The sequence below is a fragment of the Pseudomonas sp. GW821-FHT07B01 genome (genome assembly GCF_059419065.1).
The window spans coordinates 188,204-214,854 of the sequence record NZ_JBWKRA010000002.1 but is presented as its reverse complement, the minus strand read 5'-3'; the positions used below and the strand labels follow the sequence as shown (position 1 = coordinate 214,854).

General features: G+C 60.2%; 24 protein-coding genes. 10 read left to right on the top strand and 14 right to left on the bottom strand.

The window, feature by feature from the left end; translation table 11 throughout:
* Positions 1-12 precede the first annotated feature (12 nt).
* Entirely contained in the window at positions 13-1,167 is a 1,155-nt protein-coding gene (locus tag AC07S6_RS03525; RefSeq protein WP_294165018.1) for an MFS transporter, read from the top strand.
* A complete protein-coding gene (locus AC07S6_RS03520; protein ID WP_495111713.1) occupies positions 1,164-2,276 on the top strand; it encodes a class II histone deacetylase in 1,113 nt (370 codons plus the stop codon). Before AC07S6_RS03525 ends, AC07S6_RS03520 begins: the two co-directional genes overlap by 4 nt.
* Here AC07S6_RS03520 and AC07S6_RS03515 read toward each other — a convergent pair.
* The gene (locus tag AC07S6_RS03515) at positions 2,266-3,405 is read right to left on the bottom strand and encodes a glycerate kinase (RefSeq protein ID WP_072446600.1); all 1,140 of its coding nucleotides are present in this window, start codon (positions 3,403-3,405) and stop codon (positions 2,266-2,268) included. The two genes, AC07S6_RS03520 and AC07S6_RS03515, sit on opposite strands and share 11 nt — an antisense overlap.
* 133 nt (positions 3,406-3,538) lie before the next feature.
* Complete coding sequence (locus tag AC07S6_RS03510) at positions 3,539-4,639, bottom strand: sugar diacid recognition domain-containing protein (protein WP_054898445.1); 1,101 nt, start codon at positions 4,637-4,639, stop codon at positions 3,539-3,541.
* Positions 4,640-4,796: 157 nt separating this feature from the next.
* Between AC07S6_RS03510 and AC07S6_RS03505 the strand changes: the two genes are divergently transcribed.
* Positions 4,797-6,107, top strand: coding sequence for an MFS transporter (locus AC07S6_RS03505; RefSeq protein WP_495111712.1), 1,311 nt, complete (start codon positions 4,797-4,799; stop codon positions 6,105-6,107).
* A gap of 48 nt (positions 6,108-6,155) precedes the next feature.
* Here AC07S6_RS03505 and AC07S6_RS03500 read toward each other — a convergent pair whose 3' ends face one another.
* Positions 6,156-6,860: an SDR family oxidoreductase gene (locus AC07S6_RS03500; RefSeq protein ID WP_495111711.1), complete on the bottom strand. Its 705-nt coding sequence runs from the start codon at positions 6,858-6,860 to the stop codon at positions 6,156-6,158.
* A 101-nt stretch (positions 6,861-6,961) separates the two neighbouring features.
* Between AC07S6_RS03500 and AC07S6_RS03495 the strand changes: the two genes are divergently transcribed.
* The 3 genes from AC07S6_RS03495 (at position 6,962) to rarD (ending at position 9,874) form a co-directional block, all read left to right on the top strand.
* Positions 6,962-7,864: a LysR family transcriptional regulator gene (locus AC07S6_RS03495; protein ID WP_014718500.1), complete on the top strand. Its 903-nt coding sequence runs from the start codon at positions 6,962-6,964 to the stop codon at positions 7,862-7,864.
* Positions 7,865-7,945: 81 nt separating this feature from the next.
* A complete protein-coding gene (locus AC07S6_RS03490; RefSeq protein ID WP_197880527.1) occupies positions 7,946-8,956 on the top strand; it encodes an aldo/keto reductase in 1,011 nt (336 codons plus the stop codon).
* 36 nt (positions 8,957-8,992) lie between these two features.
* Positions 8,993-9,874: an EamA family transporter RarD gene (rarD, locus tag AC07S6_RS03485; RefSeq protein WP_495111710.1), complete on the top strand. Its 882-nt coding sequence runs from the start codon at positions 8,993-8,995 to the stop codon at positions 9,872-9,874.
* 7 nt (positions 9,875-9,881) lie between these two features.
* Here rarD and AC07S6_RS03480 read toward each other — a convergent pair whose 3' ends face one another.
* The 7 genes from AC07S6_RS03480 to AC07S6_RS03450 form a co-directional block, all read right to left on the bottom strand.
* On the bottom strand, positions 9,882-10,631 hold the full coding sequence (locus AC07S6_RS03480) for a fimbrial biogenesis chaperone (RefSeq protein WP_490614487.1): 750 nt from the start codon (positions 10,629-10,631) through the stop codon (positions 9,882-9,884).
* Positions 10,628-11,677 (bottom strand): fimbrial protein, encoded by a 1,050-nt coding sequence (locus AC07S6_RS03475; RefSeq protein WP_495111709.1) that lies wholly within the window; start codon positions 11,675-11,677, stop codon positions 10,628-10,630. The genes AC07S6_RS03480 and AC07S6_RS03475 overlap by 4 nt, the downstream gene beginning before the upstream one ends.
* 54 nt (positions 11,678-11,731) lie before the next feature.
* On the bottom strand, positions 11,732-14,308 hold the full coding sequence (locus tag AC07S6_RS03470) for a fimbria/pilus outer membrane usher protein (protein WP_495111708.1): 2,577 nt from the start codon (positions 14,306-14,308) through the stop codon (positions 11,732-11,734).
* Between the two features lie 164 nt (positions 14,309-14,472).
* The gene (locus AC07S6_RS03465) at positions 14,473-15,264 is read right to left on the bottom strand and encodes a fimbrial biogenesis chaperone (protein ID WP_232103939.1); all 792 of its coding nucleotides are present in this window, start codon (positions 15,262-15,264) and stop codon (positions 14,473-14,475) included.
* A 93-nt stretch (positions 15,265-15,357) separates the two neighbouring features.
* Positions 15,358-15,921 carry a fimbrial protein gene (locus AC07S6_RS03460; protein WP_197880531.1) on the bottom strand — a complete coding sequence of 188 codons (564 nt, stop codon included), beginning with the start codon at positions 15,919-15,921 and terminating at the stop codon, positions 15,358-15,360.
* A 232-nt stretch (positions 15,922-16,153) separates the two neighbouring features.
* Complete coding sequence (gene hppD / locus AC07S6_RS03455) at positions 16,154-17,230, bottom strand: 4-hydroxyphenylpyruvate dioxygenase (protein ID WP_197880532.1); 1,077 nt, start codon at positions 17,228-17,230, stop codon at positions 16,154-16,156.
* Between the two features lie 246 nt (positions 17,231-17,476).
* Positions 17,477-18,400, bottom strand: coding sequence for a DMT family transporter (locus AC07S6_RS03450; protein WP_060767795.1), 924 nt, complete (start codon positions 18,398-18,400; stop codon positions 17,477-17,479).
* Positions 18,401-18,477: 77 nt separating this feature from the next.
* Here AC07S6_RS03450 and AC07S6_RS03445 point away from each other — a divergent pair, with 77 nt between their 5' ends.
* The 3 genes from AC07S6_RS03445 (at position 18,478) to AC07S6_RS03435 (ending at position 21,715) form a co-directional block, all read left to right on the top strand.
* Positions 18,478-19,356, top strand: a complete 879-nt coding sequence (locus AC07S6_RS03445) for a LysR family transcriptional regulator (RefSeq protein WP_014718506.1) — start codon at positions 18,478-18,480, stop codon at positions 19,354-19,356.
* Between the two features lie 254 nt (positions 19,357-19,610).
* Positions 19,611-21,155: an EAL domain-containing protein gene (locus AC07S6_RS03440; RefSeq protein WP_495111707.1), complete on the top strand. Its 1,545-nt coding sequence runs from the start codon at positions 19,611-19,613 to the stop codon at positions 21,153-21,155.
* A 194-nt stretch (positions 21,156-21,349) separates the two neighbouring features.
* On the top strand, positions 21,350-21,715 hold the full coding sequence (locus tag AC07S6_RS03435; protein WP_014718508.1) for a histone-like nucleoid-structuring protein, MvaT/MvaU family: 366 nt from the start codon (positions 21,350-21,352) through the stop codon (positions 21,713-21,715).
* Positions 21,716-21,825: 110 nt separating this feature from the next.
* On the opposite strand, the gene AC07S6_RS03430 is transcribed toward AC07S6_RS03435, so the two are convergent.
* Complete coding sequence (locus AC07S6_RS03430; protein ID WP_197880632.1) at positions 21,826-22,362, bottom strand: DUF4946 domain-containing protein; 537 nt, start codon at positions 22,360-22,362, stop codon at positions 21,826-21,828.
* A 179-nt stretch (positions 22,363-22,541) separates the two neighbouring features.
* Between AC07S6_RS03430 and gloA the strand changes: the two genes are divergently transcribed.
* Entirely contained in the window at positions 22,542-23,063 is a 522-nt protein-coding gene (gloA, locus tag AC07S6_RS03425; RefSeq protein WP_197880537.1) for a lactoylglutathione lyase, read from the top strand.
* A 106-nt stretch (positions 23,064-23,169) separates the two neighbouring features.
* Here the strand turns inward: gloA and ahpF are convergent, their stop codons facing one another.
* From ahpF to AC07S6_RS03410, 3 genes are all read right to left on the bottom strand, one after another.
* Positions 23,170-24,735: an alkyl hydroperoxide reductase subunit F gene (ahpF, locus tag AC07S6_RS03420; RefSeq protein ID WP_034127491.1), complete on the bottom strand. Its 1,566-nt coding sequence runs from the start codon at positions 24,733-24,735 to the stop codon at positions 23,170-23,172.
* Between the two features lie 130 nt (positions 24,736-24,865).
* Positions 24,866-25,429: an alkyl hydroperoxide reductase subunit C gene (gene ahpC, locus AC07S6_RS03415; RefSeq protein WP_003191303.1), complete on the bottom strand. Its 564-nt coding sequence runs from the start codon at positions 25,427-25,429 to the stop codon at positions 24,866-24,868.
* Positions 25,430-25,562: 133 nt separating this feature from the next.
* Positions 25,563-26,495, bottom strand: a complete 933-nt coding sequence (locus tag AC07S6_RS03410; protein WP_072446581.1) for a site-specific integrase — start codon at positions 26,493-26,495, stop codon at positions 25,563-25,565.
* Positions 26,496-26,651: the final 156 nt, after the last annotated feature.

The following is a 26,651-nucleotide window of genomic DNA, read 5'->3' as shown; positions in this document are numbered from 1 at the left end:
TGGAGCTTGAAAATGCCCATTTCCAACGCTGCGATAACGGCACGGCTGGCGGCGATCGTGCTGTTTGCCGCTATCACCCCGACCATCCTGATGACCGCTCCCGCCGTGGCCGCGCAGTTGGCCAGCCAATGGCAACTGAGCCCGGCGCGGATTGGCGACTTGTTTTCCGTGGAACTGGGCGCCATGAGCCTGGCGACCTTGCCCGCCTGGTGGTGGCTCAAGCGGGTTGACTGGCGCACTGCCGCCCGGGTCGCCGCGCTGTTGTTCATTGCGGCCAACCTGCTGTCGATGCTCGCCGACACCTACGCCGTGCTGCTGGTGTTGCGCGGGGCCAGCGCCCTGGCCGGCGGTTCGTTGATGATCCTCTGCCTGGCCAGTGCCGCCACCACCGCCAATCCCAGCCGAGTCTATGGTTTGTGGGTGATGGGGCAGTTGATCGTCGGTGCCGTCGGCCTGGTGGTGCTGCCTGGTTTGTTCGAACGGTTTGGCTTGAATGCCTGCTACCTGATCCTGGCAGGGTTGATGGCTCTGCTGCTGCCATTGGCGCGGGCTTTTCCCGCCGGTAGCCGTGCGTTGCCCACCAGCCGCGCCGCGGTTTTGCCCGGTTCACGCTGGAAAGCCGCCCTGGGGGTTGGCGCGGTCCTGGCCTTTTATATCAGCTTGGGAGGCGTCTGGACCTTTATCGGTGCCTTGGGCGCCAGTGCCGGGATTTCGGCGCAGCACAGCGGCGACATCCTCGCCATCGCCACCGTGATGGGCATTGCCGGGGCCGCGAGCGCTTCACTGATCGGGACCCGCTTGCCGCGTGGAGTGCTGTTGTTGCTGGGCTACCTGTTGATGGCGGCAGCGGTGCTTCTGTTGTTCGGCCAGCCCGCATTGCTGCGATTTGCTTTGGCGGCGCTGCTGTTCAAATTCACATGGACCTTCATTCTGCCGCTGATCCTGGCCTGCCTGGCCGACCTCGACCACAGCGGCAAGCTGATGAACGCCTCCAACCTGGTCATCGGCGGCGGCCTGGCCATCGGCCCAGCGCTCGCCGGCCGCCTGATCGAGGCCAGCGGCGGGTTCAGCCTGTTGCTGCTTGGTGCAGCCGCTATCACCTTGCTGTCTCTGGTGATGATCGTCGCCAGCCGTCCCCATTCCCCCACTGAACTGGAACCGGTATGAACCCAACCACCGCATTTTTTTTCGACGAAATGAGCCTGTGGCACAGCGCCGGCGCCCATGCGCTGACCCTGCCCGTGGGCGGCTGGGTGCAGCCGCCGGCCGGCAGCGGGCATGCCGAGTCACCGGAGACCAAGCGCCGCTTGAAAAGCCTGTTGGATGTCTCCGGATTGAGCCGCCAACTACAACTGTGTAGCGCGCCGCCCGCCAGTGAAGAGGATCTGCTGCGGGTCCACAGCCGCGCTTACCTGCAGCGTTTCAAGGCCTTGAGCGATGCGGGTGGCGGTGAGCTTGGCCCCCAGGCACCGATCGGGCCGGGCAGCTACGAGATTGCGCAACTGTCCGCCGGACTGACCCTGGCCGCCGTGGACGCGGTGCTCAAGGGCCAGGCGCACAACGCCTATTCGCTGTCGCGGCCACCGGGGCATCACTGCCTGGCAGACAGTGCCATGGGTTTTTGTTTTCTGGCCAACATTGCCATTGCCATCGAGGCCGCCAAGGCCCGCAACGGGCTGGGCAAAGTCGCGGTGATCGACTGGGATGTGCACCACGGTAACGGCACGCAGTCGATCTTCGAAGAACGGGCCGATGTGTTGACGGTATCCTTGCACCAGGACGGCTGCTACCCGCCTGGCTACAGCGGCGAGCAGGATCGAGGCCGCGGGGTCGGCGTGGGGGCCAACATCAATATTCCGTTGCCGCCAGGCAGTGGGCACGCCACCTATCTACACGCTATGGAACGCATCGTAGTGCCCGCGCTGGAGCGCTTCGAGCCGGAGTTGATCATCGTCGCCTGTGGTTATGACGCCAACGCCGTCGACCCGTTGGCGCGTATGCTGTTGCACAGTGAATCGTTCCGGCTGCTGACCCGCGCCCTGCGCCTGGCCGCCGAGCGTCTGTGCCAGGGCCGCCTGGTGCTGGTACATGAAGGCGGCTACAGCGAAGCCTATGTACCGTTCTGCGGCCTGGCGACCCTGGAGGAATTGAGCGGCGTGCGCACAGCGGTGCAAGACCCGATGCTTGAATTTGTGCAGTTGCAGCAACCCAGTGCGGAGCTACAGGGGTTTCAAGAGCAGTGGGTGGAGCGGCTGGCGCGCGGGGTCAGCGAGTAGCTGCCAGGCGCCATACCCGTGCAATGTCAGAGGCCCGCTCACGCAACAGGCGCGGCGCCTCGTGACAGGCTTGCTCCAGAGACATCGGCCCCGACGGCAAGGCGAACGCTGCATCCACACCGTGGGCGTACATCTGATCGTAGCCGTCGCCCAAGGTACCCGCGATCACGACCACCGGCACGCCGTGTCGCCGGGCAATGCGCGCCACGCCAAACGGAGTTTTTCCCCGCAGCGTCTGGGCGTCGAAGCGACCTTCACCGGTGATTACCAAGTCGGCGCCACGCACCGCTTCATCGAGGCCAACCAGTTCAGCGACTACCTCGACCCCTGGGCGAAACTGGGCGGCGAGGAACGCCTTGGCGGCAAAACCCAGTCCACCGGCGGCACCACTGCCGGGTTCGTCGCGCACATCCTTGGGCAGCACCTGAGCGCAATGGTCAGCGAAGTGCTCAAGGGCCGCGTCCAGGTGTGCCACTTGCTCGGGACTCGCGCCTTTTTGCGGGCCGAAAATCGACGAGGCACCGTGGGGGCCGCACAGGGGATTGTTGACGTCGGCGGCGATTTCAAAACGCACCTGCGCCAGGCGCGGGTCGAGTTGTTCAAGGCTGATATGGGCCAGGCGTGCCAATGCCAACCCACCCGCCGGCAGTGGCTGACGTTCGCTATCCAATAGCTGCACGCCAAGGGCCTGCATCGCCCCCGCGCCGCCATCGTTGGTAGCACTGCCGCCAATCGCCAGGATGATGCGCTGCGCCCCGGCATCCAGCGCGGCGCGGATCAACTCGCCGGTGCCATAGGTTGTACTGGAACAGGCGTCGCGCTGCCCCGGCGCGACGAGTTGCAGGCCGCTGGCCTCGGCCATCTCGATCATCGCGGTATGGCTGTCGGCCAACCAGCCCCAACGTGCTTCGACGCTGTCGCCCAGCGGGCCTCGGACTGTTTGCCGACGCAATTGCCCCTTACACGCGGCGAGCACCGCATCCACCGTGCCTTCACCGCCATCGGCCATCGGGCATTGAAGCACGTGCGCATCCGGCCAGACCTCGGCCCACCCCTCGGCAATCGCCTGGGCGACGCCTGCGGCACTCAGGCTGTCTTTGAACGAGTCAGGGGCGATCACGATTTTCATGGACGTTCTCCGGTTTTTATAACGCCCATGCTGCCAGTTGGCTGGGGCAATGACGCGGGGCCGATGCACAAGTGTGGGGCGGGTTTGTTGTTCATTTCTACAATGCCCCCTGTAGGAGCGAGCTTGCTCGCGCCTACAGGGGGTGGGGCAGCAGTTGTACGCCCAGGTACAAGGCAAGCATCCCATCTAGCGTCAGCGGGTCTACGCCGCTGAGTTCGGCTATGCGTTCCATGCGGTAGCGCAGGCTGTTGCGGTGAATGCCCAAGGCGTCGGCACACGCCTGGCTTTGCCCGTCGTGCTCGCACCAACTGCGCAACGTGGCGAGCAGTTGCCCGTTGCTGTCCTTGGCCAACACCTTGCGCAACGGGTTGAGCAATTCGTCCAGGGCGTCGTCGTTGCGATGACGCCAAAGCATTACCGGCAGGCGATAACGGTTGAGGGTCAACAGGCGTGATTGCGGCAGGATGTCGCGGCCATAAGCAAGCAGATCCCCTACCCGGCGGTAACAGCGGCGCAGCCCCGCCAAGCCCTCCGCTTGCCCGCCGATGGCCACGCGCAGGACGTTCCAACCCAGGCCGTCGAGCTTTTCCAGCAAGCGGGGGTTATCGACCTGCACCGCAGCAGGTCGGCACCACAGCAAGGAAAACTGCGCAGAGCTGACGCACCAACTGTCGGGGTAGCGGCTGGCGAGCCATGCGCTCAGGGCCTCCGCCGTTTGGCCCGGGCCCAGTTCAAACAGGTACGGCGTGCGCGCCAGTTGTGGCTTGAGCCCCAGTTGTTGGGCTTCGTCCACCAGGCGCGGGGAGTCGCCGCTGTCGGCCAACAGCAGGGCCAGCAGATCATCGCAACGCTGGCGCCGCCATTGTTGTTCGGCCTGCTGGTGGCGTTGGCTGACCAGCATTTCAGCGGTCATGCGCACCAGTTCGGCATAGGTGCGTAACCCATCCGGCTCGCCGGTGATACCCAGCACGCCAATCAGGCGCTGATCATGCAGCAGCGGCAGGTTGATGCCTGGTTGCACACCCTTGAGATGCTTGGCGGTCTGCCCGTCGATTTCCACCACCCGCCCATTGGCCAACACTAGCTGGGCACCTTCATGGCGGGTATTGATACGCTCCGGCTCGCCGCTGCCCAGGATCAAGCCCTGGCTGTCCATGACATTGACGTTATGGGGCAGGATTGCCATGGTGCGATCGACAATCTCCTGCGCCAGGGCATGATCCAGCTCGAACATGGGGCTAATTTCCTGAAAAAGGTTGTTCACCAGCACAGCGCAAAGATGGCTTGACTGTGCGCCGGCACAAAGACAGTTGCCCATCACGTCACCGAGACTGTCAGGGCGGTCAACGTTACCCTCGCACCGCGAAAAATCATAATAAAGAGAGAATCCCATGTCACAGAGCGCCACTGCCGCACTGGCCAGCGATGACGATAAAAACGCCATCTACAAGCGCATTACCCTGCGCCTGATCCCCTTCATTTTTATCTGCTATCTGTTCAATTACCTCGACCGGGTAAACGTTGGCTTTGCCAAGCTGCAGATGCTCGATGCGTTGAAATTCAGTGAAACCGTGTACGGCCTGGGGGCCGGGATTTTCTTTATCGGCTACGTGCTGTGCGGCGTGCCGAGCAACCTGGCGCTGACCCGGTTTGGCCCGCGGCGCTGGATCGCATTGATGATGATCGTGTGGGGTACGCTCTCCACATGCCTGCTGTTTGTGACCACCCCCACGCATTTCTACACCCTGCGCCTGCTCACCGGTGCCGCTGAAGCGGGCTTCTTCCCCGGCGTGGTGTTGTACCTTTCGCAGTGGTTCCCGACCTTCCGCCGTGGGCGAATCATGGCACTGTTCATGTCGGCGATACCGGTGTCCGGTTTGCTCGGCAGCCCGTTTTCCGGCTGGATTCTCAATCACTTTGCCGCAGGCCAAGGTGGCTTGGCGGGCTGGCAGTGGATGTTCCTGCTGCAAGGCATCCCGACCGTGATCCTCGGCGCCCTCGCCTACTTCCTGCTCAGTGACAGCTTCGCCAACGCCAAGTGGCTCAAACCCCACGAGCGTGCGGTACTGGAAGCGGACCAGGCCACAGACCTGGCAAACAAGCCGAAAACCACCAGCGACTCCCTGGCCGAAGTGTTCAAGAACCCGGCGATCTGGGCATTCGGTCTGATCTACTTCTGCATCCAGAGTGGCGTGTATGCGATCAACTTCTGGCTGCCGTCGATCATCAAGAACATGGGCTTCAGCGACAACCTGGTGATTGGCTGGCTCAGCGCGATTCCGTATCTGTTGGCGGCGGTGTTCATGTTGCTGGTGGGCCGCTCTGCCGATTTACGCAAGGAGCGCCGCTGGCATTTGGTGGTACCGATGTTGATGGGCGCCATTGGCCTGGTGATCGCCGTTAATTTCGCCACTACGCCCGCTATCGCCATTCTCGGCCTGACCATCGCCACCATGGGCGCCCTGACCGGCCTGCCGATGTTCTGGCCGCTGCCCACCGCCATGCTCAGCGCGGGTGCGGCGGCGGGTGGCTTGGCGTTGATCAACTCCATGGGGCAGATGGCGGGGTTTCTCAGCCCGTATATCGTGGGTTTTGTGAAGGATGCTACCGGCTCTACGGATGTGGCGTTGTACCTGCTGGCGGCGGTGATTGTGAGCGGCAGTGTTCTGGCATTGCGGATGACGCGCACGCTCAAGGCCTGACGCCTTCAACGTGGGAGGGATCTGCTCCCTCCCACTTGGGCCATGTATTTACAACAGGCCGCCACCGTCGATATCAACCACCGCACCGGTCATAAAGCCATTTTCTATGGCCAGTACATACCCCGCCGCCACTTCTTCAGCCTGCCCCACCCGCCCAACCGGCAACCCTTGGCCCGCCTTGGCAAACATTGCCAAACGTTGCTCTTGGCCAAGCCCTGCATAGGCCGGTGTGTCTATCACCCCTGGGCTGATCACATTGACTCGACGCGGCGCCAGTTCTTTGGCCAGTTGCTTGCCCAAGGCCTCGGTCGCAGCGTTAATGCCCGTCTTGATGAACTGCCCTGCCGCCAACTTGCGCCCCAACTGGCCCGAGGTCAGGGTGATGCTGCCCTGCTCGTGCAAAAACGGCAGCGCGTGTTGAATGGCGCGTAGTGCGCCCCAGAGCTTTACATCGAAGTTGTCCCGGGCTTCATCCAGGTCTGTTTCGATCAAAGGCTTGGCCCGCACCGAAGGCCCCGAGGTGTAGACCAGATGGTCAAAGCGCCCCACGGTTTCGAACAACTGCTTTAACGAGGCGCTGTCGGTGACGTCCACCGGCTCGTTGCGCAGCCCGCTGTCGGAACCTGGCGCCAAGCGGCGCCCGGCCACGATCACATGCGCGCCTCGCGCCAAGGCTGCCTGGGCAACTGCCGCGCCGATACCGCTGCTGCCACCGATGACGATGATGGTTTTACCGCTCAGAGAAGAGGTCATGAGAAAACTACCTGGGTCAGAAAGTGAACGTTCATCTTCCCAGCTTGGTAATCGATGAAAAATCCGGGTAAAACGACAAGATCTTTAAAGGATTTTTATCAATGAGCTCGATTCTCGACCTTGAAGTCTTCGTGCGCAGCGCCGACACCGGTAGCCTGACGGCCGCCGCCCGTGGCCTGGGCCTCACGCCAGCGGCCGCGAGTATCGCCCTCAAGCGCCTTGAAACCCGTCTCGGCATCCGCCTGCTTGCCCGCTCAACCCGCAGCATGCGCCTGACCGAAGAAGGCCGGCGTTATCTGGACAGCGTGCGGGTAGCGCTGGAAGCCCTGTCCGAAGGCGAACATGCCATCAAGCAACAAGGTCAAAGCCTCAGTGGTTTATTGCAATTGGCCGCTCCCTCGGACTTCGGTCGCAATGTGCTGTTGGGCTGGTTGGATGAGTTCAAGCTGGAGCACCCCACTATCCGTCTGCAACTGTTGCTCAACGACAGCAATGCCGATTTGTTTCGCGACACTGTCGACATCGCCTTGCGCTTTGGCGTGCCGAGAGACTCCAGTCTGGTGGCCCTGCCGGTGGTACCCGATCACCATCGCATTGCCTGCGCCAGCCCAGACTACTTGGCGCGCCACGGCACCCCGCATACGCCCGAAGACTTGGCCCACCACAGCACGCTGCGCTACATGCGCCGGGGCCAGGCCAATAGCACCTGGTATTTCCGCCAGGGGACCTTGCTCCAGGAGGTTGAAGTGAGCGGTGACTATCTCAGCGACGATGGCGAGATTGTCCGCCGCTGGGCGTTGGCGGGGCATGGCATTGCCTATAAAGCCAACCTGGACGTGGCCCGTGATATCCAGGCTGGGCGGCTGGTGCCCCTGCTACTCGACTGGCAAGGCGAACCCACGCCATTCAACCTGATGTGCCCTCACCGCCTGCAAGTGTCAGAACGCGTGAAAGTGCTGCATCGTTTTTTACAGGCCCGTTGCGAGACTTTGCTACGCGCATGAACAAATCCGCTCAGGGCTTGTTCCAGAGCGCTCGGGTCTGGTATTGCATCACTTACATTTGCCTGCCATGAGGAGCTTTGCATGAATTACCGCACATTGGGCCAGTCCGGGTTGAAGGTCAGCGCACTCACCCTCGGCACCATGATGTTTGGCGAACAGACCAGCACAGAAGATTCGCTGCGCATCATCGACAAAGCCTGGGACCAGGGCATCAATTTCATCGACACGGCTGACGTATATACAGGCGGACGCTCCGAGGAAATCGTCGGCGAGGCGATTGCACGCAACCGCCAGGATTGGGTGGTGGCCTCCAAGGTCGGCTTCGGCCCTACCGACGGCGTGCCCAACCGCAGCGGTTTGAGCCGCAAGCGTCTGTTCAACGCGCTGGACGCCAGCCTGGCACGCCTGGATACCGACTACCTGGACATCTACTACCTGCACCGCGAAGACCACGACACACCGTTGGAGGTCACCGTGTCCGCCATGGGTGACCTGATCCGCCAGGGCAAGGTCCGCTATTGGGGCCTGTCCAACTACCGGGGTTGGCGCATCGCTGAAGTGATTCGCGTGGCTGAACGCCTGGGCGTGGATAAACCCATTATCAGCCAGCCGCTGTACAACATCGTCAACCGTCAGGCCGAGGTCGAACAGATCACCGCTGCAGCGGCCTACGGCCTGGGTGTGGTGCCTTACAGCCCGCTGGCCCGAGGGGTCCTTAGCGGCAAGTACGCCCCGGACGTCACGCCCGAGCCCGGCAGCCGTGCCGCGCGCCAGGACAAGCGCATCCTGGAAACCGAGTGGCGGGTTGAATCACTGCGCATTGCCCAGCAGATCCAGCAATACACTCAAGGGCGTGGCGTGGGGATCGTCGAGTTCGCAATCGCCTGGGTGCTGAACAATGCGGCGGTAAGCTCGGCGATTGTCGGGCCACGGACCGAGGCGCAGTGGGACGCCTACACCGGGGCGCTGGCGGTGAAGATCAGCGCTGAAGATGAGGCGTTCATTGATTCGTTGGTCACGCCGGGGCATTCGTCCTCGCCGGGGTTCAACGATGTGGGGCATTTTGTATCCGGTCGATTGGCACGCCTGTAGACTACCCGCGCAATAATTGGCTTTCGCGAGGACAACGTGTCTAAAGGTGTGGTGTTATCGGTCTTGGCTTCGGTGTTGTTTGCCGTGATGTATTACTTCACATCACTGCTTACGCCCCTAAGTGGCCTGGAGATTTTCGGCTGGCGCATGTTGCTCACCGTGCCCTGCATGACGGTGTTCATGCTCGTCAGCGGCGAGTGGCGCCGGGTCTGGGAACTCCTGCGCATGCTCGCGGCCGAACCACGGCTGATCGGCGGCGTACTGGTGTCGTCGGCCTTGCTCGGTGTGCAGCTGTGGTTGTTCATGTGGGCGCCACTGAACGGGCGCAGCCTGGATGTGTCGGTCGGTTACTTCCTGCTGCCGCTGACCATGGTGCTCACCGGGCGCATGGTGTGGGGCGAACAGCTTTCCTACCTGCAAAAGATCGCGGTGTTTTTTGCCGGGCTCGGGGTACTCAACGAGTTATACCAGGCCGGTGGGTTCTCCTGGGCGACGCTGGTGGTGATCATCGGTTACCCGCTGTACTTTATCGTGCGTAAAAACCTCAAGACCGACCACCTGGGCGGCCTGTGGCTGGACATGGCGCTGATGCTGCCGGTGGCGTGGTGGTTTGTGCAAAGCGGCGAACAGGGCTTCGCAGTGATGGATGCCCACCCCAATTTGTATGCGCTGATCCCGATACTGGGTCTGATCAGCGCATCGGCGTTGGTGAGCTATATCATCGCCAGCCGGCTGCTTGCGTTCAGCCTGTTCGGGCTGCTCAGTTATGTCGAGCCAGTGCTGTTGCTGGTGGTGGCGCTGCTGCTGGGTGAAGGGATCAAAGCAGGCCAATGGCTGACCTACATCCCGATCTGGATCGCGGTCATGGTGCTGATGTTCGAAGGGTTCAAGCACCTGGTCCGGCAGCGTAGGGCTTGACCCGTCTTCACTTGGAACGGCCCAGCAGCGCAGAGTGAGTTTGAGTTGCACCTTGATCGTCAAGTGTGGTGAAGCGCAGTGTGGCGCTGCCCTCCTCGCCGCGCGGCAGCCTTGGCATCGCCACGATGGCTTTGGATCGAGGCGCGATCATCGGCGGGTCTTCGCTTTGGTATTCAACGCCTTCGAGTGTCACGACGATGCCGGACAGCGTGACGTGGTAGTCGCCGGGATTATTCACCTGCAGCATCGACTCATCCCCGGTAACCAGCTGCCATTGCAAGGCATTACCCGCGTCTGCCGCCGCCCCCTTCAGTTGGCTCGGTCGCAAGAACAATTTGACCCTCGTACGGAATGCCAGATTCACCTGGTTGCTTTGCGCAAGTGGCTCGACGGTCGGCCTGATCGCAAGCACGTTGAGCCAATACACTGATTCCCGGTCCTCCTTGTGTTGTGAAGAGGATTGATGGAGCACGCGCAACGCTCGTCCACTGCCGGCCTCCATGCGGAAAATCGGTTGTGTGACAGTGAACGGCACATCACTGTTTTCAGGTGACGCCTCGCTATCGTTGGCGTCGATCCACACCTGGACCAGCCGCGGGCCATCCGTTTCATTGGTCAGGTTGACCGTTACTTCACGGGCCTTTGCCGGATAGATCACACGGGTACGGTCGATGACGATTTCAGCCTGAGCCAGGGGCGCCAGCAGCGCCATCAGGAGCCCCACCACACTGAGTCGTCGCAGGCGCAACCGGTTCATCGGTAACTCATCGTGAACGTTGCCACGCCACTGGCGCTACCAGGCGTGATCGTAGGTTGGGTCTGGATATAGCGCGCAGTCAGCGGAATTTGCACCGTGGCATTGCCCGTCGTACCCACCAGCCATTGATTAGGGTTGCCCACGCTTGAGGAGTCCGCACCGTAACGAACCAGAATATTGCCGCTTCGTACCAACTGCAGGGCTACGCCCCTGGCCAGAGAACTGGCGGTCAAGGACAACACATCGCTGCGGTTCGAGCGCGAGGTATGGTCAGTGACGGTGATGAACACATCACGAGTGCCGCCGGTGCCGCCTGCGCAGGAGAGCGTGATATTGCGGGTTACGCTACCCGCATGACTACCGACGCCAGCGAATGCCTTGACCGGTACGGTCCCCAAAGGCATCGTGATGGAGGGCGTTGAAACTCGGCAGGTCGGTTTGAGCGGTGGGCTAATAACTAACGCCTGCATATTGACGGGATGATACCCAGGGGCCGAGGTGTTGGTATTTTGCACCCTGTAATGCGCGACAGTTCGTGTGGGCGCAGTCCCAGGCGAAATCGCTCCTCCCGTGGCCACCAGGTATAACCGTCCCTGCAGGCCCCAGACAACCGGCTTGGGGTACTTCACCCTCAGCAGTGATGCGGCCGATTGGCCTACGGCGGCGAAGCCATGATTCGGGTCACGGGCCATCATTGCAAACCCCACCCCTGGCAAGCCGGTGGCGAACACTGGCATCGTCATACCGTTGGCACTGAATGTCCTGCCAGTGGCGTTAGCGTTGACCGCGTTGATTGTCGCAGTTACCCAATGGAAATCACTCCAGAAGTCATAGCGGCACTGCATGACAAACGCTGGTGCATTGAAGGGATAGCCTTCCGGTAAACCTATCACCTGCCCGGCCTGAGGGTTGCTCGGGGCAATGATGGGGGCCATGTTGATAGCCGTTGCCCCTTGCGGAGAACAGTTCCCACCTGAAAAAGCATGCGCGTGCATCGCCAGCATCCAGCCGACAAACGTCGAGGTCGCAAACCAAAATAAGTTCATACACAAGTCCTCTGCTGGTGCCCCACATGCGGCACCGAATATTCACTGGGGCCGTTAAATACTGCCGGCTACCTGGCGAGCCGCGCTGGGTACGCACAATCCCTGGAGATAGTCGACGTTTTGCTGGCGGGTGGTTGTGGCATGGGCAGGCATTTGGTAATGGACGTCGCATCGTTCAGAAATCGTTTTACCCCATTTGACGGTCAACGTGCCGGCAGCCGGAATATCGCGCACAAACGCTTTGCTGGCTTGGCCCACTACGCCTACTTCACGGCCTTGCTGATCCAGAACCTGAGCCGCAAATGGCAGCGGCTTACCATTCTGCTGTTTGGCCTGGACGATCACCGCCCGACCGCTGACGGTCTTGAATTCCACCAATTGCACTGCACCCAGGGTTGGAACGACATTCACGCTCGACTCTTGAAGCTCCACATCCAGGGACATGCCTTGCGGATCGACACTCACCGTATTGTTCTGGAACGCCCTGAGCGACGGAACCACGGCATAACCGCTGCTATTGATGCGCGTGACACCGTCATGGCCCAACGCGGCGCCTTCGGCATCCGGCACATGAACCAGCGCCGAAGCCTCTCCCAGGCTTTGCGAAAACGTCACGCCTGCGCCGTGAACCACCACTCCCCCATCGGCGCCAAATGAAAGCTGCGATCTATCGCGGCTCTCGGTATAGCCCGCACGCACGCTGGCGGAGCCGGTGCGGTAGCCTGCATGGGTGTTAAATTGCCTGGACATCGAGTGATCACTGGTCGCGCGGCTGGCAGAAACACCGTAGTCGAACTCGGCGTTCTCCCCCAGGAAGCCGTTGATGCCCACCTGCTGCTGGCTGCCCCGCGTATTGCCGGTATCCCGGGACAGCGAAGTATTGATCGTCGGCGACCTCGGCTCGCTCCCCAGCGGCATCGACAGCGTGAGCATGTAGCGGTTATCGATGCGCCCGGGCTGGCCGACACGCCCGAAAAATACATCGTCACTAAGCTCGCTTTGGGTCAGTTGCCGCGTGTCCTGGACCCTGGAGCGTTGCGCCGAGAGGTTCCAGTTGAGCTGTTTCCAGGTAGAGCCGTAACTGGCGGTGAATGAAACCTGGCGGCCCTCGCTCCCCCCCCAATAGTCGACAGAGCTGCCGTAAAGGCTCAAGGTGCCGATCCCCAACTGCTGGCTGATGGTCAGGTCGATCCGGCTTTTTTGCCGGGCGTAGCCGTTGACATCACCGGACTGGTCCGCGATTTCGCGCACATTCAAGGCATCCGGAAGGTTCAGGTAACCCTCCGTGGAGAACCGGTACGCGCCCAGCGCAAAATGCGTACCCGAAGTCGGCAGGCTTTTGTTGTAACCCAGACCCAGGCTTTGCCCGGTCAGGCGCCCATGATTGGGCACTGCAGTACGAGAGGTGGCCGTGTCGAGCGAAAAGGCACCGACGGCTGTATTCAACGCAACACCGACCTTTCCCTGCTCGTAGCCTTTGGAAAGACTGCCGCCGCCATACACCGTCAAATCATCGGTCAACCCGTGTTGCAGAGTGCCTTGGAAGACGTTCGCGCCTTTGGCATCGATGCCTTTTTGCTGCACCTCACCCAAAGTGGCACTGTATTTGGTTGTGTCAGCCCGCAGTAACTGTGGGGCGACCGAGTACGGCACGACGAAGGTATTTCGACGTCCGTCGACTTCGGTCACGCTGACGATCAGATCACCACCGTAGCCGGTGGCATGTAGGTCACTGATTACAAACGGGCCGGGCGGCACTGTGGTCTCATAAATGGTGTAGCCGTTCTGGCTGACCGTGACCGTTGCATTACTGTCGGCCGTCCCCCGAACCTGCGGTGCGTAACCTTGCTGCGTCTGCGGGCGCATCCGGTCGTCGGTGGCCAGAGTGACGCCCCGCACGCGCACCCCGTCGACAATCTGTCCGTTGCTGAAGGTGTCTCCAAGGGTCAGTTGTGACTGCCAGGGGATGATGCTGCGCTGCACATAGGTGGACGTGTTCTGATAAGTCTCAAAGCCTGTGCGGTTGCTCCAGGCCTGGGCACCCTGGTGCCGCAAGCGCCAGGCGCCCAGGTTGATACCCGCATTGAGGCCCAGGTAAGTGCGGCCGTCACCTTCACCTGCGGTGACCGTATTGGTACTGAAGTTGTAATTGAGCAACCCGGCGGCAATGCCCTCATCCAACAGCTCGGGGTCAATGTAGCCACGCATGGAACGCTTCATGTAGGCCTGCGGCACGCTGGCCGCCAACTCGAGTGCACCCGGATCGAACGTGCTGGATGCCATCGGAATCCACTGCCCCAAGTCGCCGCAGTACTGGCCGGCGGCGGCAGGGTTCGAGAGTTCGCGCCCATGGGCATCGGTATCGACTTTATCCATCGCGATACCGATTTTTTCCAATACTTCACGACTCAAGCACGGCTGCGCCCCGGTCTTTGCGTGGGCCGCCACAAACTCCACCTCCCTGCGCCCCAGGGTCTGGCCGTTGACTACGATATCTACGCGGTATATCCCAGGGCTCATCTGGTTGCCGGTATTGAACCGTGACGTGTCAACCGACGACGCCAGGCCACTGGAGAATGCGTTCAGATCAAAGCTCAACTCAGACGCAAGCGCGACATCGCTTGCGATCACGGCCGCACTCATCAAACCGCCCACCATTATCGTGCGAGGCTGGAATGGCAAAATCGGGGCGCAGCGATGCACCCGTACTTGGATGTGACTAGGCATAGTTATGACTTCAGTGGACGCTGAGAAATGTACGTTTGCTTGCCATCAGCAACGTTTCGGGGCCGCGTTCAGCGGTGCAATACAGCAGGCTGCGCGGATGAAAAGCCGCCGAAATCGTTGATATAAGTGAAATCCACCCGCGCATCGGCGGGTATTACCTTCGCGGCTTTCGGCACCGGCACCTTCAACGTGCCTCCTGGCTCCACCATGCCCTCCTTCAGGGACAGTTTTTCCGCTTCGGGACCAGAGCCCATGAGCAGGACAATGTCGTTGAAGGTGACGTGATACGCCGAGGGGTTATGCACCTGTATCACGCTGCCTCGGGCGACCCGTTCCACGGACCAGCGCAACAGCCCAGGCGCCTCCTCGAGTGTTCCAGATAACTGCGCCGGACGAAAAAACACTTTGGTGCGGATACGGAATGCGAACTTGAAGTGATTCCGCTGGCTGTCTTCAAGCGTGGGGTCAAACTCACTGGTGGCGCCAGGCACTTCAAGTACGTTCAACCAGAACAGCGACTCTCTATCCGTCGGCAGCGGTGCCTTGGTGTAGGAAAGGCGCATGGCCTGGCTTTTGCCGGCGTCCAGGCGAAATACCGGAGGAGACAGCACGAAAGGCACATCGCTCAGTGTCGGCGCTTCCTGCGCGTCACCCGCGTCCAGCCACGCCTGGACCAGGCGGGGCGCGTGTTTGTCATCATTGGTTACTCGCACGGTGACCTCACGTCGCTGCTCGGGGTAAATCTGTCGCGTACCGTCGATAACCACGCCCGCGTGTACCGTGTGCGATGCCATCCCCAAGGCCAGGCTCAGCGCGACCCGCACCACACGACGACTCAAGATCATCAGTAAATCCTGCATCAGGTAATCCTTGAAAACGGTTGTCCTGCGCCCGACCACTGGGTCGAGCGAGGATCTCAGGCAACAAACGCAGTGGTCATCAGCCTGGCTGCATCAAGGAAAGGTGACCGAGTACTGCACGCTGCTGGTGACATTGCCCGCGCCTGCCGCTCCGCCGTTGGCGATGTAGCGTGCGTAAAACGGCAAGGTCGCCAGACCACTGGTAACGGTGGCAACGGTCGAGTTATTACCTGTGCGCAAGTCCATTGGCGTGTTGGAAGCCCCATCGAGAATTTGTACCTCTACCCGGGAGGCGGGTGTCGCCGTTGCCGTGTTTCGCAGGTTGCCGGTTGCCGGGTTGATGCCAGGGCTGGTCGGTTCATAACGTACGGCGACCTTGGTACCGTCCGGGCACCCGCCCGAGCCGCCTACATACACAAAGTAGCGCTTGGCGCCTGCCGTATCGCCTGCAGCCTTGAGGGACGACGTTTGCACCCGGTCAAGCACTACCGGAAAGTTAGCGCCTGAGCCTGGCGAGGCCCCGGTACCGCCGCTGATGGTGCAGGTGGTGCCACTGACCGAGCCGGTGATCGTGATGGTACCGTCTGCCGCATGCGCGGAGCTGGCAGCGAAGCCGCACAAGGCGAGCACTGCAGCCGCCAGAGTTTGTTTTGTCATAATCAGTCTTTCCTCAATTGGGGTTCGCGAAACGCAAGGTTGCGACACAGGAGAAGATCAGCTCTTGCGTCACTCCTGAGTGGAAGCCATGACAACTCCGTTCCCCTGCCCCGAGGATGTGTCTGTTACAAGATCGGTCGGACCTGTTTGGCAGGCAAAAAAAAGGCTCCGTACCTTTCGATACGGAGCCTGTGCTTGAAGCGCCGGAACAGCCTGCCCGGCCTCACATGGATCAGTCGGCGGTCAAGACCCCACGACGCACCTGGTCGCGCTCGATCGACTCGAACAGTGCCTTGAAGTTGCCCTCGCCAAACCCATCGTCGCCTTTGCGCTGGATGAATTCGAAGAACACCGGGCCCATCAGGGTTTCCGAGAAGATCTGCAACAGAAGACGCTTGTCACCGGCAATCGACGAGCCGTCCAGCAGGATGCCGCGCGATTGCAACTGGTCCACTGGTTCACCGTGGTTCGGCAGGCGGCCTTCGAGCATTTCGTAATACGTGTCTGGCGGCGCCGTCATGAAGCGCATGCCGATCTTCTTCAGCGCATCCCAGGTCTTGACCAGGTCGTCGGTGAGGAACGCGACGTGCTGGATACCCTCGCCGTTGAACTGCATCAGGAACTCTTCGATCTGCCCTGCGCCCTTGGACGATTCCTCGTTCAACGGGATACGGATCTTGCCGTCCGGCGCGCTCATGGCCTTGGAGGTCAGGCCGGTGTACTCGCCCTTGATATCGAAATAACGCGCTTCGCGGAAGTTGAACAGCTTCTCGTAGAAGTTGGCCCAATAGATCATGCGCCCGCGATAGACGTTGTGGGTCAGGTGGTCGATGACCTTCAGGCCAGCGCCTACCGGATGGCGGTCAACGCCTTCAAGGTAGACGAAGTCGATGTCGTAGATCGAGTTGCCTTCGCCGAAACGGTCGATCAGGTACAACGGCGAACCGCCAATGCCTTTGATCGCCGGCAGGTTCAGCTCCATCGGGCCGGTGTCGATGTGGATCGGCTGGGCGCCCAGTTCCAGGGCGCGCTTGTAAGCCTGCTGCGAGTCCTTGACGCGGAACGCCATGCCGCACACCGACGGGCCATGCTCTGCAGCGAAGTAGGAAGCGAGGCTGTCAGGTTCGTTGTTGAGGATCAGGTTGATCTCGCCCTGGCGATACAGGTGCACGTTCTTGGAACGGTGGGTCGCCACTTTGGTGAAGCCCATGATCTCGAAGATCGGCTCCAGGGTGCCTGGGGTGGGCGATGCAAATTCGATGAATTCAAAGCCCATCAGGCCCATTGGGTTGTCGAGTTGGTCGGTCATGTTCGGTGCCTCATCATTCTTGTGGGTAGCAATTGTTTAGTTGCAAGCAAGGATGAGGCTGGAGGGTGGCGCACAAGAAAGGCCTCGCACGCTGCGGGCGAGGAAGTCACCAAAGATGAGGGGGGAGCCAAGTAGCTTCATGGTGTCATCAGTCTCTGACGGCCGAGGCTTGCGTGAGCGCAAGTCCATATTCTTGTATGCGTAAACTGATTCTACACAGCGTAACCGGGTTTGTCCGCAGTCTTATCAAATCCCCATTACCCTGCCCTGCGCAAGGGGTTTGTTACACAGGTAGATGCCCAGCAGGATGACCGCACCCCCCACCAACATCGCCATCGTCAGCGGTTCGTCCAGCAGCACCGCGCCGCAAATGACCGCCGTCAATGGGTTGAGCGCGATGAACACCCCGGACCGTGTGGCGCCTATGCGACGAATGCCATCGTAATAGCCGATATACGCCAGCGCCGAACCCATCACGCCCAGGTACATCAGGCTGAGCAGTTGCGGCAGATCAATAGCGTGCAGCCCTGCCATGGTCACGCTGGGTGAAACCAGCGCCGTAACGCTTAGCATCAGCGTGCCCAGCAGCACCGACCAGGTCACGGTCTGCAACGGCCCCAGGCTCTGATTGAGCCCACGGGAGAACAGCGTGTAAACGCCCCACCCCGCCACGCAACCGAGGATCAGCAGGTCACCGGCCCAGGCCATGGTCGCGCCCTGCAATGCCTGGGGATTGCGACTGATGATGACGGTCGCCGCGCCTGCCAGGCACAACGCGATACCGATACATTTGATGCGGCCCAGGCGCTCCTTGAACAACCACCAGGACGCCAGGCCGATCACCGCCGGGTTCAACGCGACAATCAACGAGGCGCGTGACGCATTGGTGTACTGCAGCCCATAAAAGAAGCACAGGTTGTAAAAGAAAATCCCGAAGAACCCCAACACCGCCAATTGGCCCCATTGGCGCGTGCTGGGGCGCACCAGGGCCGTGCGCGAAGCGGCCATGAACAGCAGCAATGCTGCGCTGGCCAAGGTGAAACGCAGAGTGGCGGCCAGCAGCGGGTGGACCTGATCAGCCAGGTAGCGCCCTGCGACAAAGGTGCCGCCCCAGATCATGGTGACAGCGGCAAGCTTCAGATAAGTGAGGCCATCGGCGACGTGACGCATAAGGCGGTGCTCAGGTGAGGGACGAATGGGCGTATTCTTTGGCTAATCACTCCTCATCGTAAAATGAGCCTTTACTCATGACCCTGACCCAACTGGAAATCTTTTCTCTGGTGGCCGAACTGCAAGGTTTTACCAGTGCGGCGCATCGCCTGGGTATCAGCCAGTCGGCGGTGTCCCACGCGATCAAGGCCTTGGAGCAGGAACTGGGGGTGGAGTTGTTTCGGCGCCATCAGACGGCGGTGGAACTGAGCGAAATCGGCGCACAATTGCTGGGACGCGCCCGGGCCATGCTGGGGCTGGCCAACACCTTGCAGCAGGAAGCGGCGGATGCACGCGGCATGAAGCGTGGCACGCTGCGTATCGGCTCGTTCGGGCCGACGGCGTCGGTTCGCTTGTTGCCGCCTATCCTCAGGCGCTTTCGCCAGGTTTATCCGGGTATTGAAGTGCATGTGGATGAAGGGCCTGATCGCCAGGTCATTCAGTGGCTGGATGAGCGCCGGGTGGATATCGGTTTTGTGGTGCTGGAGCAGGAACGCTTCGATACGGTCGCGTTGCTGGAAGATCAACTGGTTGCGCTGCTACCGGCCGGGCACCGGTTGGCCGCCCTTGAGGCCGTGCCCCTGCAAGCGCTCTGCGATGAACCCTTTATTCTGACTGAAGCTGGCTCGTCGGAGCTGGTGATGCGCTTGTTCAGTCAAGCCCGATTGCAGCCCAAAGTCCGGTACCGCTGTGCGCAGTTGCTCAGTACGTTGGAGGCGGTCAGTCGGGGCGATGGTTTGAGTGTGGTTGCGCAGGCCTCCTTGCCGGAACATAGCGACTGGCGTTATGTGGCGTTGCCATTGGCGCCGCAGGTCCCACGCCGGATCGGACTGGCGGTGCTGGATCGACGACAGTCCTCCCCGGCTACCCTGGCATTCATCGAGCTGGCGCAAGGGTTGTACCCTTCGCTCACTTAGTGACCTGGCTATGCGCAGCGTCCTCTCATGCGTCGCACCCTACATAGTCACCCAATGTAGTGAAACGCAGCGTCGGCGACACCCTCCACACTCTGTACTTCAACGGACTTTGCGGGTTCGGGCGGGGGCGGTGCCTGATCCCCGCCACCACTGACCGAACGGCCAGGTCACCCGCCGAAAACATCTGAGCAGGCCTGCGTAATGCCATCTATCATCGGCTTATCTCACTCTTTTTCTCGCGACTGACTGCCCCTATGCCCCTGACTGTCAAAGGCCCACGAAGCCGAGCCGCACGCTATTTCATCAGTGCAACCAGCGGCGTGTTGCCCATCTTGCTGGGGGTTGTGATTCTGTACTGGCAAGCCGAGCGCACCCTTGAGCAAAGCACAGCGCAAACCGCTCAAGAAGCGGTGCGCCAGTTCGACCTGATGCTGGACAATACCGCCATCGCTGCCCAGGCTTTGCTGCCGCTGGCCGGCAAACCTTGTGACAGCGTCGCCAAGTTGGCGCTACGTGAACAAGTCACGCGCCGGCCGTTTGTGCGGGCCACGACGCTGTCCTGGCAGAAAAACATCTATTGCAGCTCGTTGTTTGGCGGTCGCTACCAATCGCCCGTCAACCCGGACGACTATGTGGATGGGCGCCTGTGGTTGATGAAAGGTAACCCCGTTACACCCGATACCGCCCTGCTGGTGTACCGCCTGGTGGAAGGCGATCAAGGCGCGTTTGCCTCGGTTGACGGTTACCACCTCACCAACGCCTTGCGCTTGATCAGCCGTTACGCGTACTTGGTATTGCAAGTCGGCCCGAACTGGCTGGGTGCCGACGGCAAGGTGCATCAAGGCGCGCTGCCGGTATTTGCCGTGGCGCCACAACGCCTGGCTTCCGAGCGCTATCAATACAGTGTCGAGGCAGGGATGCCCGAGGGTGAAGTCTGGCGCTACATGCAGGCGCGGTATCCGGCGCTGTTCAGCCTGGTGGTGTTCTTCGGGATATTGGCGGGGCTGCTCGCTCACTGGCTGCAAAAACGCTCGTCCGCGCCGACTTACGAGTTACAACGCGCCTTGGGAGCCAATGAGTTCATCCCGTATTTCCAACCGGTGGTACGGGGTGACACACGCCAATGGGCCGGCTGTGAGGTGCTGATGCGCTGGAGGCATCCCAAGGAAGGCCTGGTGCGCCCGGACCTGTTTATTCCCCTGGCCGAAGACTCTGGCCTGATCGTGCCGATGACCCGCGCCCTGCTGCGCCAGACCGCCGCGCAACTGGCGCCCCATGCCGCACGTTTCAGCCCCGGCTTTCATATCGGCGTGAACATCACTGCACGCCATTGCCAGGACATGGCGCTGGTGCAGGACTGCCAGGAATTTCTGGCCGCGTTCCCACCCGGCCAGGTCACCCTGGTGCTGGAGCTGACTGAGCGGGAGCTGATCGAACCTACCGAGACCACCCGCAGGCTGTTCGAGGCCCTGCATCAACTGGGCGTCATGATCGCCATTGATGACTTCGGCACCGGCCACTCCAGCTTGGGCTATTTGCGCAATTTCAATGTCGACTACTTGAAGATCGATCAAAGTTTTGTCGCCATGATCGGTGCGGATGCGCTGTCGCGGCATATTCTCGACAGCATCATAGAGTTGTCGGTCAAGCTGGATCTAGGCATTGTTGCCGAAGGCGTAGAAACAGCCCAACAGTGTGAATACCTCGTTGCCCAGGGCGTGGATTTCCTACAGGGTTACCTGTTTGGTCGACCATTACCCTGCGATGAATTCATTAAATCCTTGGGTATCGTTGAATAGCCGTGTACGACCTACCATGAAAGATTGGTCTTTCTTTAAAAGACATGATTTACTCGAGATGAATTAACTACTACAATTTTTTCTGCCTGTGCAGAACTCGCAGAAGGGTCTTTTTCGTTGACGTGGCTTAACGTTCTTGGCTTATAGCTTTGTCTGCAGTTGATATCAGCAACTACATTATTGGAGTATAGATTTTGTCCAGACTCGCCGAATTTCGCGCAGCAGAAAAAGCCCTTCAAGAGCAGCTTGCACAGCTGGAATCCTTGAAGAACGACGCTGGCCTGAAGAAAGAAATCGAATTCGAAGAAAAGCTCAAGACGCTGATGGGCAAATACGACAAAAGCCTGCGCGATGTGATCGCCATCCTCGATCCAGCGCCACGCAAAGGCGGCGCACCGGCCGCCGCGGCTCCAAAACAGCGCCGCGCACGGGTGGTCAAGGTTTACCACAACCCGCACACCGGCGAGCTGATCGAGACCAAAGGTGGCAACCACCGCGGCCTCAAAGCCTGGAAAGAGCAGTACGGCGCCGCCACTGTAGACTCCTGGCTTCGCGGCTGAAACATGTACTAAAAACAGCCCCGCATACGCGGGGCTTTTTTTGCTCTAACGGTTCGGAGTCGAACTTAACTCAGCGTTCATGTTGTTCACATTCGCTCAGCCTGAACCTGTCAAAGTTTCAGACTGTTACGCACCAGACTGACTTCCTCCTTGCTCGCCTCGTACGCTTGCGCCTGGCCCGCGTATGAAAAAACATAGGCTTTGTCGACATCCAGCGCACCGACTAATGTTTGCGACAATACGTGTCGACCGTTCTCGGTAATCACACAGGTAGTTTCCAACGCATCAAGACGACTCAATGTCGTGGGGTGCATTTTGCTGCACACGCTTTGATAACCACCACGGGCAAAGTCTTTCTGGATCGACTTGCGCATCTCCAGCAACACGCCGGGAAGATTAACTTTATGGCCGGCCTCAATCGGCGTTCCGGTCAACTCCATCACCATCAACGTGGCGCCATTTTCATCATTCTTGATCGCACGCTGCCGGGACACTGCTTGGGGTTTGGCTGGGAGCTCGCCGTCAGGCACGACTTCTTCGACCTGCCAACCGCTGGGCCAATGGACTTCCGGCTCGGCGGCCAGCACAAACGGGCTGCCCAACAACACGCACACAGCACTCAACAGCGACCTACGAAACTCGATCATTACAAAAAACACCCAAGGTTCCAGCCGCAAAGTGTGCGGCCCGGCACGCGCTGACCGCAAGGGTTGGGCGCGCTTTTTCATTTGGCGCAGCCAGTGCGGCTTGCGTATCATGGCCCGCCTGCATGGAAGCAGGCCGCAAGCCAATGGACCGCTCATCTCACATTTTTTCTGGAGGGCCCATGAGCCTGCACGAATTGAACACCTTCCCGGGCGTCACTGCCCAACCCGACAACGCCACGGCGAACTTTGTGTTCAACCACACCATGTTGCGGGTCAAGGACATCACCAAGTCGCTGGACTTCTACACGCGCATCCTGGGTTTCTCCCTGGTCGAGAAACGTGACTTCCCGGAAGCCGAATTCAGCCTGTACTTCCTGGCCCTGGTGGACAAGGCCCAGATCCCGGCCGACCCGGCCGAGCGCACCCAGTGGATGAAGTCGATTCCGGGCATCCTCGAACTGACCCACAACCACGGCACCGAAAACGATGCCGACTTTGCCTACCACAACGGCAACACCGACCCGCGTGGCTTTGGCCATATTTGCATCTCGGTGCCGGACATTGTCGCGGCGTGCGAACGTTTCGAAGCCTTGGGCTGTGACTTCCAGAAACGCCTGACGGATGGCCGTATGAAGAGCCTCGCTTTCATCAAAGACCCGGATGCTTATTGGGTGGAGATCATCCAGCCAGCGCCGATGTAATAAGCACTGCGTGACGCGGAGCGTCACCGGATGCATTCCCACGCGGAGCGTGGGAACGAGAAAAACCCCATGATCGCTCATGGGGTTTTTTATTTGCAGCCCAGGATTACGCCGGAGCAGAGGTACGGATCAAGTGATCGAACGCGCTCAACGAAGCCTTGGCCCCCTCGCCTACTGCAATCACGATCTGCTTGTACGGCACAGTCGTTACGTCACCGGCGGCGAACACGCCAGGCAGTGAAGTCTCGCCACGGGCATCGACAATGATCTCGCCACGCGGCGACAGCTCTACGCTGCCTTTGAGCCAGTCGGTGTTGGGCAGCAAGCCAATCTGCACAAAAATGCCTTCCAGGTCGATGGTCTTGAACTCACCAGTGTCGCGGTCCTTGTAGGCAAGGCCGGTGACTTTCTGACCATCGCCTTTGACCTCACTGGTCAGCGCGCTGGTGATCACATCCACGTTCGGCAGGCTGTAGAGCTTGCGTTGCAACACGGCATCGGCGCGCAGCTTGCTGTCGAATTCAAGCAAGGTGACATGGCTGACGATACCGGCCAGGTCAATGGCCGCTTCCACGCCGGAGTTACCGCCGCCGATCACCGCCACACGCTTGCCCTTGAACAGCGGGCCATCGCAATGCGGGCAGAAGCACACGCCCTTGGCCTTGTATTCCTGCTCACCGGGCACACCCATCTCTCTCCAGCGGGCGCCTGTGGCCAGGATAACGGTCTTGGACTTGAGGGTCGCACCGCTTTCGAAGCGAATTTCGTGCAGCTCACCGGCATTTTTTGCCGGAATCAAGCTACTGGCGCGTTGCAGGTTCATGATATCCACGTCGTACTGACGCACGTGGGCTTCCAGTGCGCTGGCCAGTTTCGGCCCTTCGGTTTCCTGTACCGAGATAAAGTTCTCGATGGACATGGTGTCCAGCACCTGGCCACCAAAGCGTTCAGCCGCCACACCGGTACGAATACCTTTACGTGCCGCATAGATGGCAGCCGAAGACCCGGCCGGGCCACCGCCAACTACCAGGACGTCGAAGGCATCCTTGGCGCTGATTTTCTCCGCGGCTTTCTCGATACCGCTGGTGTCGAGCTTGGCGAGGATTTCTTCCAGGCCCATACGGCCCTGGCCAAAGTTGACCCCGTTCAAGTAGACACTCGGGACCGCCATGATCTGGCGCTCATCGACTTCAGCCTGGAACAGCGCACCATCAATCGCAACGTGGCGGATGTTCGGGTTCAGCACGGCCATCAGGTTCAGCGCCTGGACCACGTCCGGGCAGTTCTGGCACGACAGCGAGAAGTAAGTCTCGAAGCTGAACTCGCCTTTGAGGGCGCGGATCTGTTCAATCACTTCGACACTGGCCTTCGACGGGTGACCACCGACTTGCAGCAGGGCCAGCACCAGCGAAGTGAATTCATGGCCCATGGGGATGCCGGCGAAACGCAGGCTGATCTCGGCACCCGGGCGGTTGATGGAGAACGATGGCTTGCGCGCATCATTGCCATCGGTGTTCAGAGTAATCAGCGTGGAGAGGCTGGTTACGTCCTGCAAAAGAGCAAGCATTTCCTGGGATTTCGCACCGTCGTCGAGGGAGGCGACGATCTCGATCGGCTGGGTGACCCGTTCCAGGTATGACTTCAACTGAGCTTTAAGATTGGCGTCCAACATACGGGCGATTTCCTGTTCATTCGGTTTATTGCAGACAAAAAAACGCCCGAGCGAATCTCGCCCGGGCGTTTTGAGGGCGGATGCAGCTTACTTAAGTGCGGATACCCGCCCTTGATACGCGTTCACAGACTTAGATCTTGCCGACCAGGTCCAGAGACGGTGCCAGAGTGGCCTCGCCTTCTTTCCACTTGGCTGGGCACACTTCACCCGGGTGGGCAGCGACGTACTGAGCGGCCTTGATCTTGCGCAGCAGCTCGGAAGCATCACGACCTACACCGCCGTCGTTCAGCTCAACGATCTTGATCTGACCTTCCGGGTTGATCACGAAGGTGCCGCGGTCTGCCAGGCCAGCCTCTTCGATCAGCACGTCGAAGTTGCGGGAGATGGTCAGGGTTGGGTCGCCGATCATGGTGTACTGGATTTTGCCGATGGCTGGCGAAGTGTTGTGCCAGGCAGCGTGGGCGAAGTGGGTGTCGGTGGAAACGCTGTAGATTTCGACGCCCAGCTTCTGGAATTCGGCGTAGTTGTCAGCCAGGTCTTCCAGTTCGGTTGGGCAGACGAAGGTGAAATCGGCTGGGTAGAAGAAGACAACCGACCACTTGCCTTTCAGGTCAGCGTCGGTCACATCGACGAAGCTGCCGTTTTTGAAAGCGGTGGCTTTAAACGGTTTTACTTGGCTGTTGATGATAGGCATCGTTGACTCTCCGTCAGGGGTTAAGAAGTTGATGAGGTGAATCCTACCGGCTCTCTCGGTCGATGGCTCATTGGCAAACCTGATGCTGACGATTGGGTTTCTCTATCAGGTGACGCTATTAATAGAAAAAATCTCAAATCAGCGGTTGGGTTGCTAGGGTCATGCCCAGAAACGGCGTCGCTTCAACATAGCGCATCGCAGATTTCATGTCGTTCCAGCCGACGTAACTCATCAGCGACTTCAAATCCCAACCACTTCGATGCGCCCAAGTGGCGAAACCCCGACGCAGAGAGTGGCTGGTGTATTGATCGGCGGGGATGCCTGCGCGCTCAAGGGCCTGGCGCAATAACGGGATTACACTATTGGGGTGCAAGCCCTCCTCACCCAGGTTGCCCCAGCGGTCAATGCCGCGAAACACCGGGCCGCGCACCAGCGCCGAGGCGCTGAGCCACTCGCTATAAGCCTGCACCGGGCACAGCCGCAGCAACGCTGGGGTCTGGTAGGTTTTGCCGAGGTTGTCACGGTCACTTTTACTGCGTGGCAAGTACAGGCTGATGCCTGCGCCTGGCACGGCTTGCACGTGCTCAATGCTTAATCGGCACAGCTCATCACTGCGAAAGCCGCGCCAGAAGCCCAGCAGAATCAGCGCAGCGTCGCGCTTGGCCCGCAGCAAGCGCGGCTGGTCGTGACGCTCGCTGGCCTGTTTGGCTTCAATGTCCAGGGCAGCGATTACTTGCTCCAACTGCGTGAGCTGCAAAGGCTCGGCCTGCCGCTCCCGCGCCGGGTGCACAGCGCGGATGCCCTTGAGCACCTTGCGTACCACCGGCGCCTTCGTCGGGTCGGCAAACCCTTGGCTGGTATGCCATTGCGCCAAGGCCGAGAGCCGCAATTTCAAGGTGTTGACTGCCAATACCCCGGCATGCGCCACGAGGTAGCGCGCCACACTCTCGCTGGTGGCCGGCAGGAACCCTCCCCAACTGACTTCGAAATGCTCGATGGCCGCGCGGTAGCTGCGGCGCGTGTTGTCGCGAGTGGCGGCGTTGAGATATCGGTCGAGGTCGCTCATAGGCGTGTTTTCGTACTGCTGAAGGGTGGATGGCTGATCAAAATGCTTATGACACGGGATAATACGCCAATATCCCATCTGTTAAATCATGAATTTCAACGAGTTTTTTTATCGTGATATAGTATGTATATACATACTATGTACCACAGTACTAAA

Excerpts from the sequence above, each read along its gene's own strand:
- AC07S6_RS03460 (WP_197880531.1), bottom strand. The coding sequence starts at position 15,921 with ATGACAAAACAAACTCTGGCGGCTGCAGTGCTCGCCTTGTGCGGCTTC.
- AC07S6_RS03480 (WP_490614487.1), bottom strand. The coding sequence starts at position 10,631 with ATGAACCGGTTGCGCCTGCGACGACTCAGTGTGGTGGGGCTCCTGATG.
- AC07S6_RS03465 (WP_232103939.1), bottom strand. The coding sequence starts at position 15,264 with ATGCAGGATTTACTGATGATCTTGAGTCGTCGTGTGGTGCGGGTCGCG.
- AC07S6_RS03490 (WP_197880527.1), top strand. The coding sequence starts at position 7,946 with ATGAATTACCGCACATTGGGCCAGTCCGGGTTGAAGGTCAGCGCACTC.
- hppD (WP_197880532.1), bottom strand. The coding sequence starts at position 17,230 with ATGACCGACCAACTCGACAACCCAATGGGCCTGATGGGCTTTGAATTC.
- AC07S6_RS03510 (WP_054898445.1), bottom strand. The coding sequence starts at position 4,639 with ATGTTCGAGCTGGATCATGCCCTGGCGCAGGAGATTGTCGATCGCACC.
- gloA (WP_197880537.1), top strand. The coding sequence starts at position 22,542 with ATGAGCCTGCACGAATTGAACACCTTCCCGGGCGTCACTGCCCAACCC.
- AC07S6_RS03525 (WP_294165018.1), top strand. The coding sequence starts at position 13 with ATGCCCATTTCCAACGCTGCGATAACGGCACGGCTGGCGGCGATCGTG.
- AC07S6_RS03505 (WP_495111712.1), top strand. The coding sequence starts at position 4,797 with ATGTCACAGAGCGCCACTGCCGCACTGGCCAGCGATGACGATAAAAAC.
- AC07S6_RS03495 (WP_014718500.1), top strand. The coding sequence starts at position 6,962 with ATGAGCTCGATTCTCGACCTTGAAGTCTTCGTGCGCAGCGCCGACACC.
- AC07S6_RS03515 (WP_072446600.1), bottom strand. The coding sequence starts at position 3,405 with ATGAAAATCGTGATCGCCCCTGACTCGTTCAAAGACAGCCTGAGTGCC.
- ahpC (WP_003191303.1), bottom strand. The coding sequence starts at position 25,429 with ATGCCTATCATCAACAGCCAAGTAAAACCGTTTAAAGCCACCGCTTTC.
- AC07S6_RS03520 (WP_495111713.1), top strand. The coding sequence starts at position 1,164 with ATGAACCCAACCACCGCATTTTTTTTCGACGAAATGAGCCTGTGGCAC.
- AC07S6_RS03440 (WP_495111707.1), top strand. The coding sequence starts at position 19,611 with ATGCCCCTGACTGTCAAAGGCCCACGAAGCCGAGCCGCACGCTATTTC.
- AC07S6_RS03445 (WP_014718506.1), top strand. The coding sequence starts at position 18,478 with ATGACCCTGACCCAACTGGAAATCTTTTCTCTGGTGGCCGAACTGCAA.
- AC07S6_RS03410 (WP_072446581.1), bottom strand. The coding sequence starts at position 26,495 with ATGAGCGACCTCGACCGATATCTCAACGCCGCCACTCGCGACAACACG.
- AC07S6_RS03450 (WP_060767795.1), bottom strand. The coding sequence starts at position 18,400 with ATGCGTCACGTCGCCGATGGCCTCACTTATCTGAAGCTTGCCGCTGTC.
- AC07S6_RS03475 (WP_495111709.1), bottom strand. The coding sequence starts at position 11,677 with ATGAACTTATTTTGGTTTGCGACCTCGACGTTTGTCGGCTGGATGCTG.
- AC07S6_RS03430 (WP_197880632.1), bottom strand. The coding sequence starts at position 22,362 with ATGATCGAGTTTCGTAGGTCGCTGTTGAGTGCTGTGTGCGTGTTGTTG.
- ahpF (WP_034127491.1), bottom strand. The coding sequence starts at position 24,735 with ATGTTGGACGCCAATCTTAAAGCTCAGTTGAAGTCATACCTGGAACGG.
- AC07S6_RS03500 (WP_495111711.1), bottom strand. The coding sequence starts at position 6,860 with ATGACCTCTTCTCTGAGCGGTAAAACCATCATCGTCATCGGTGGCAGC.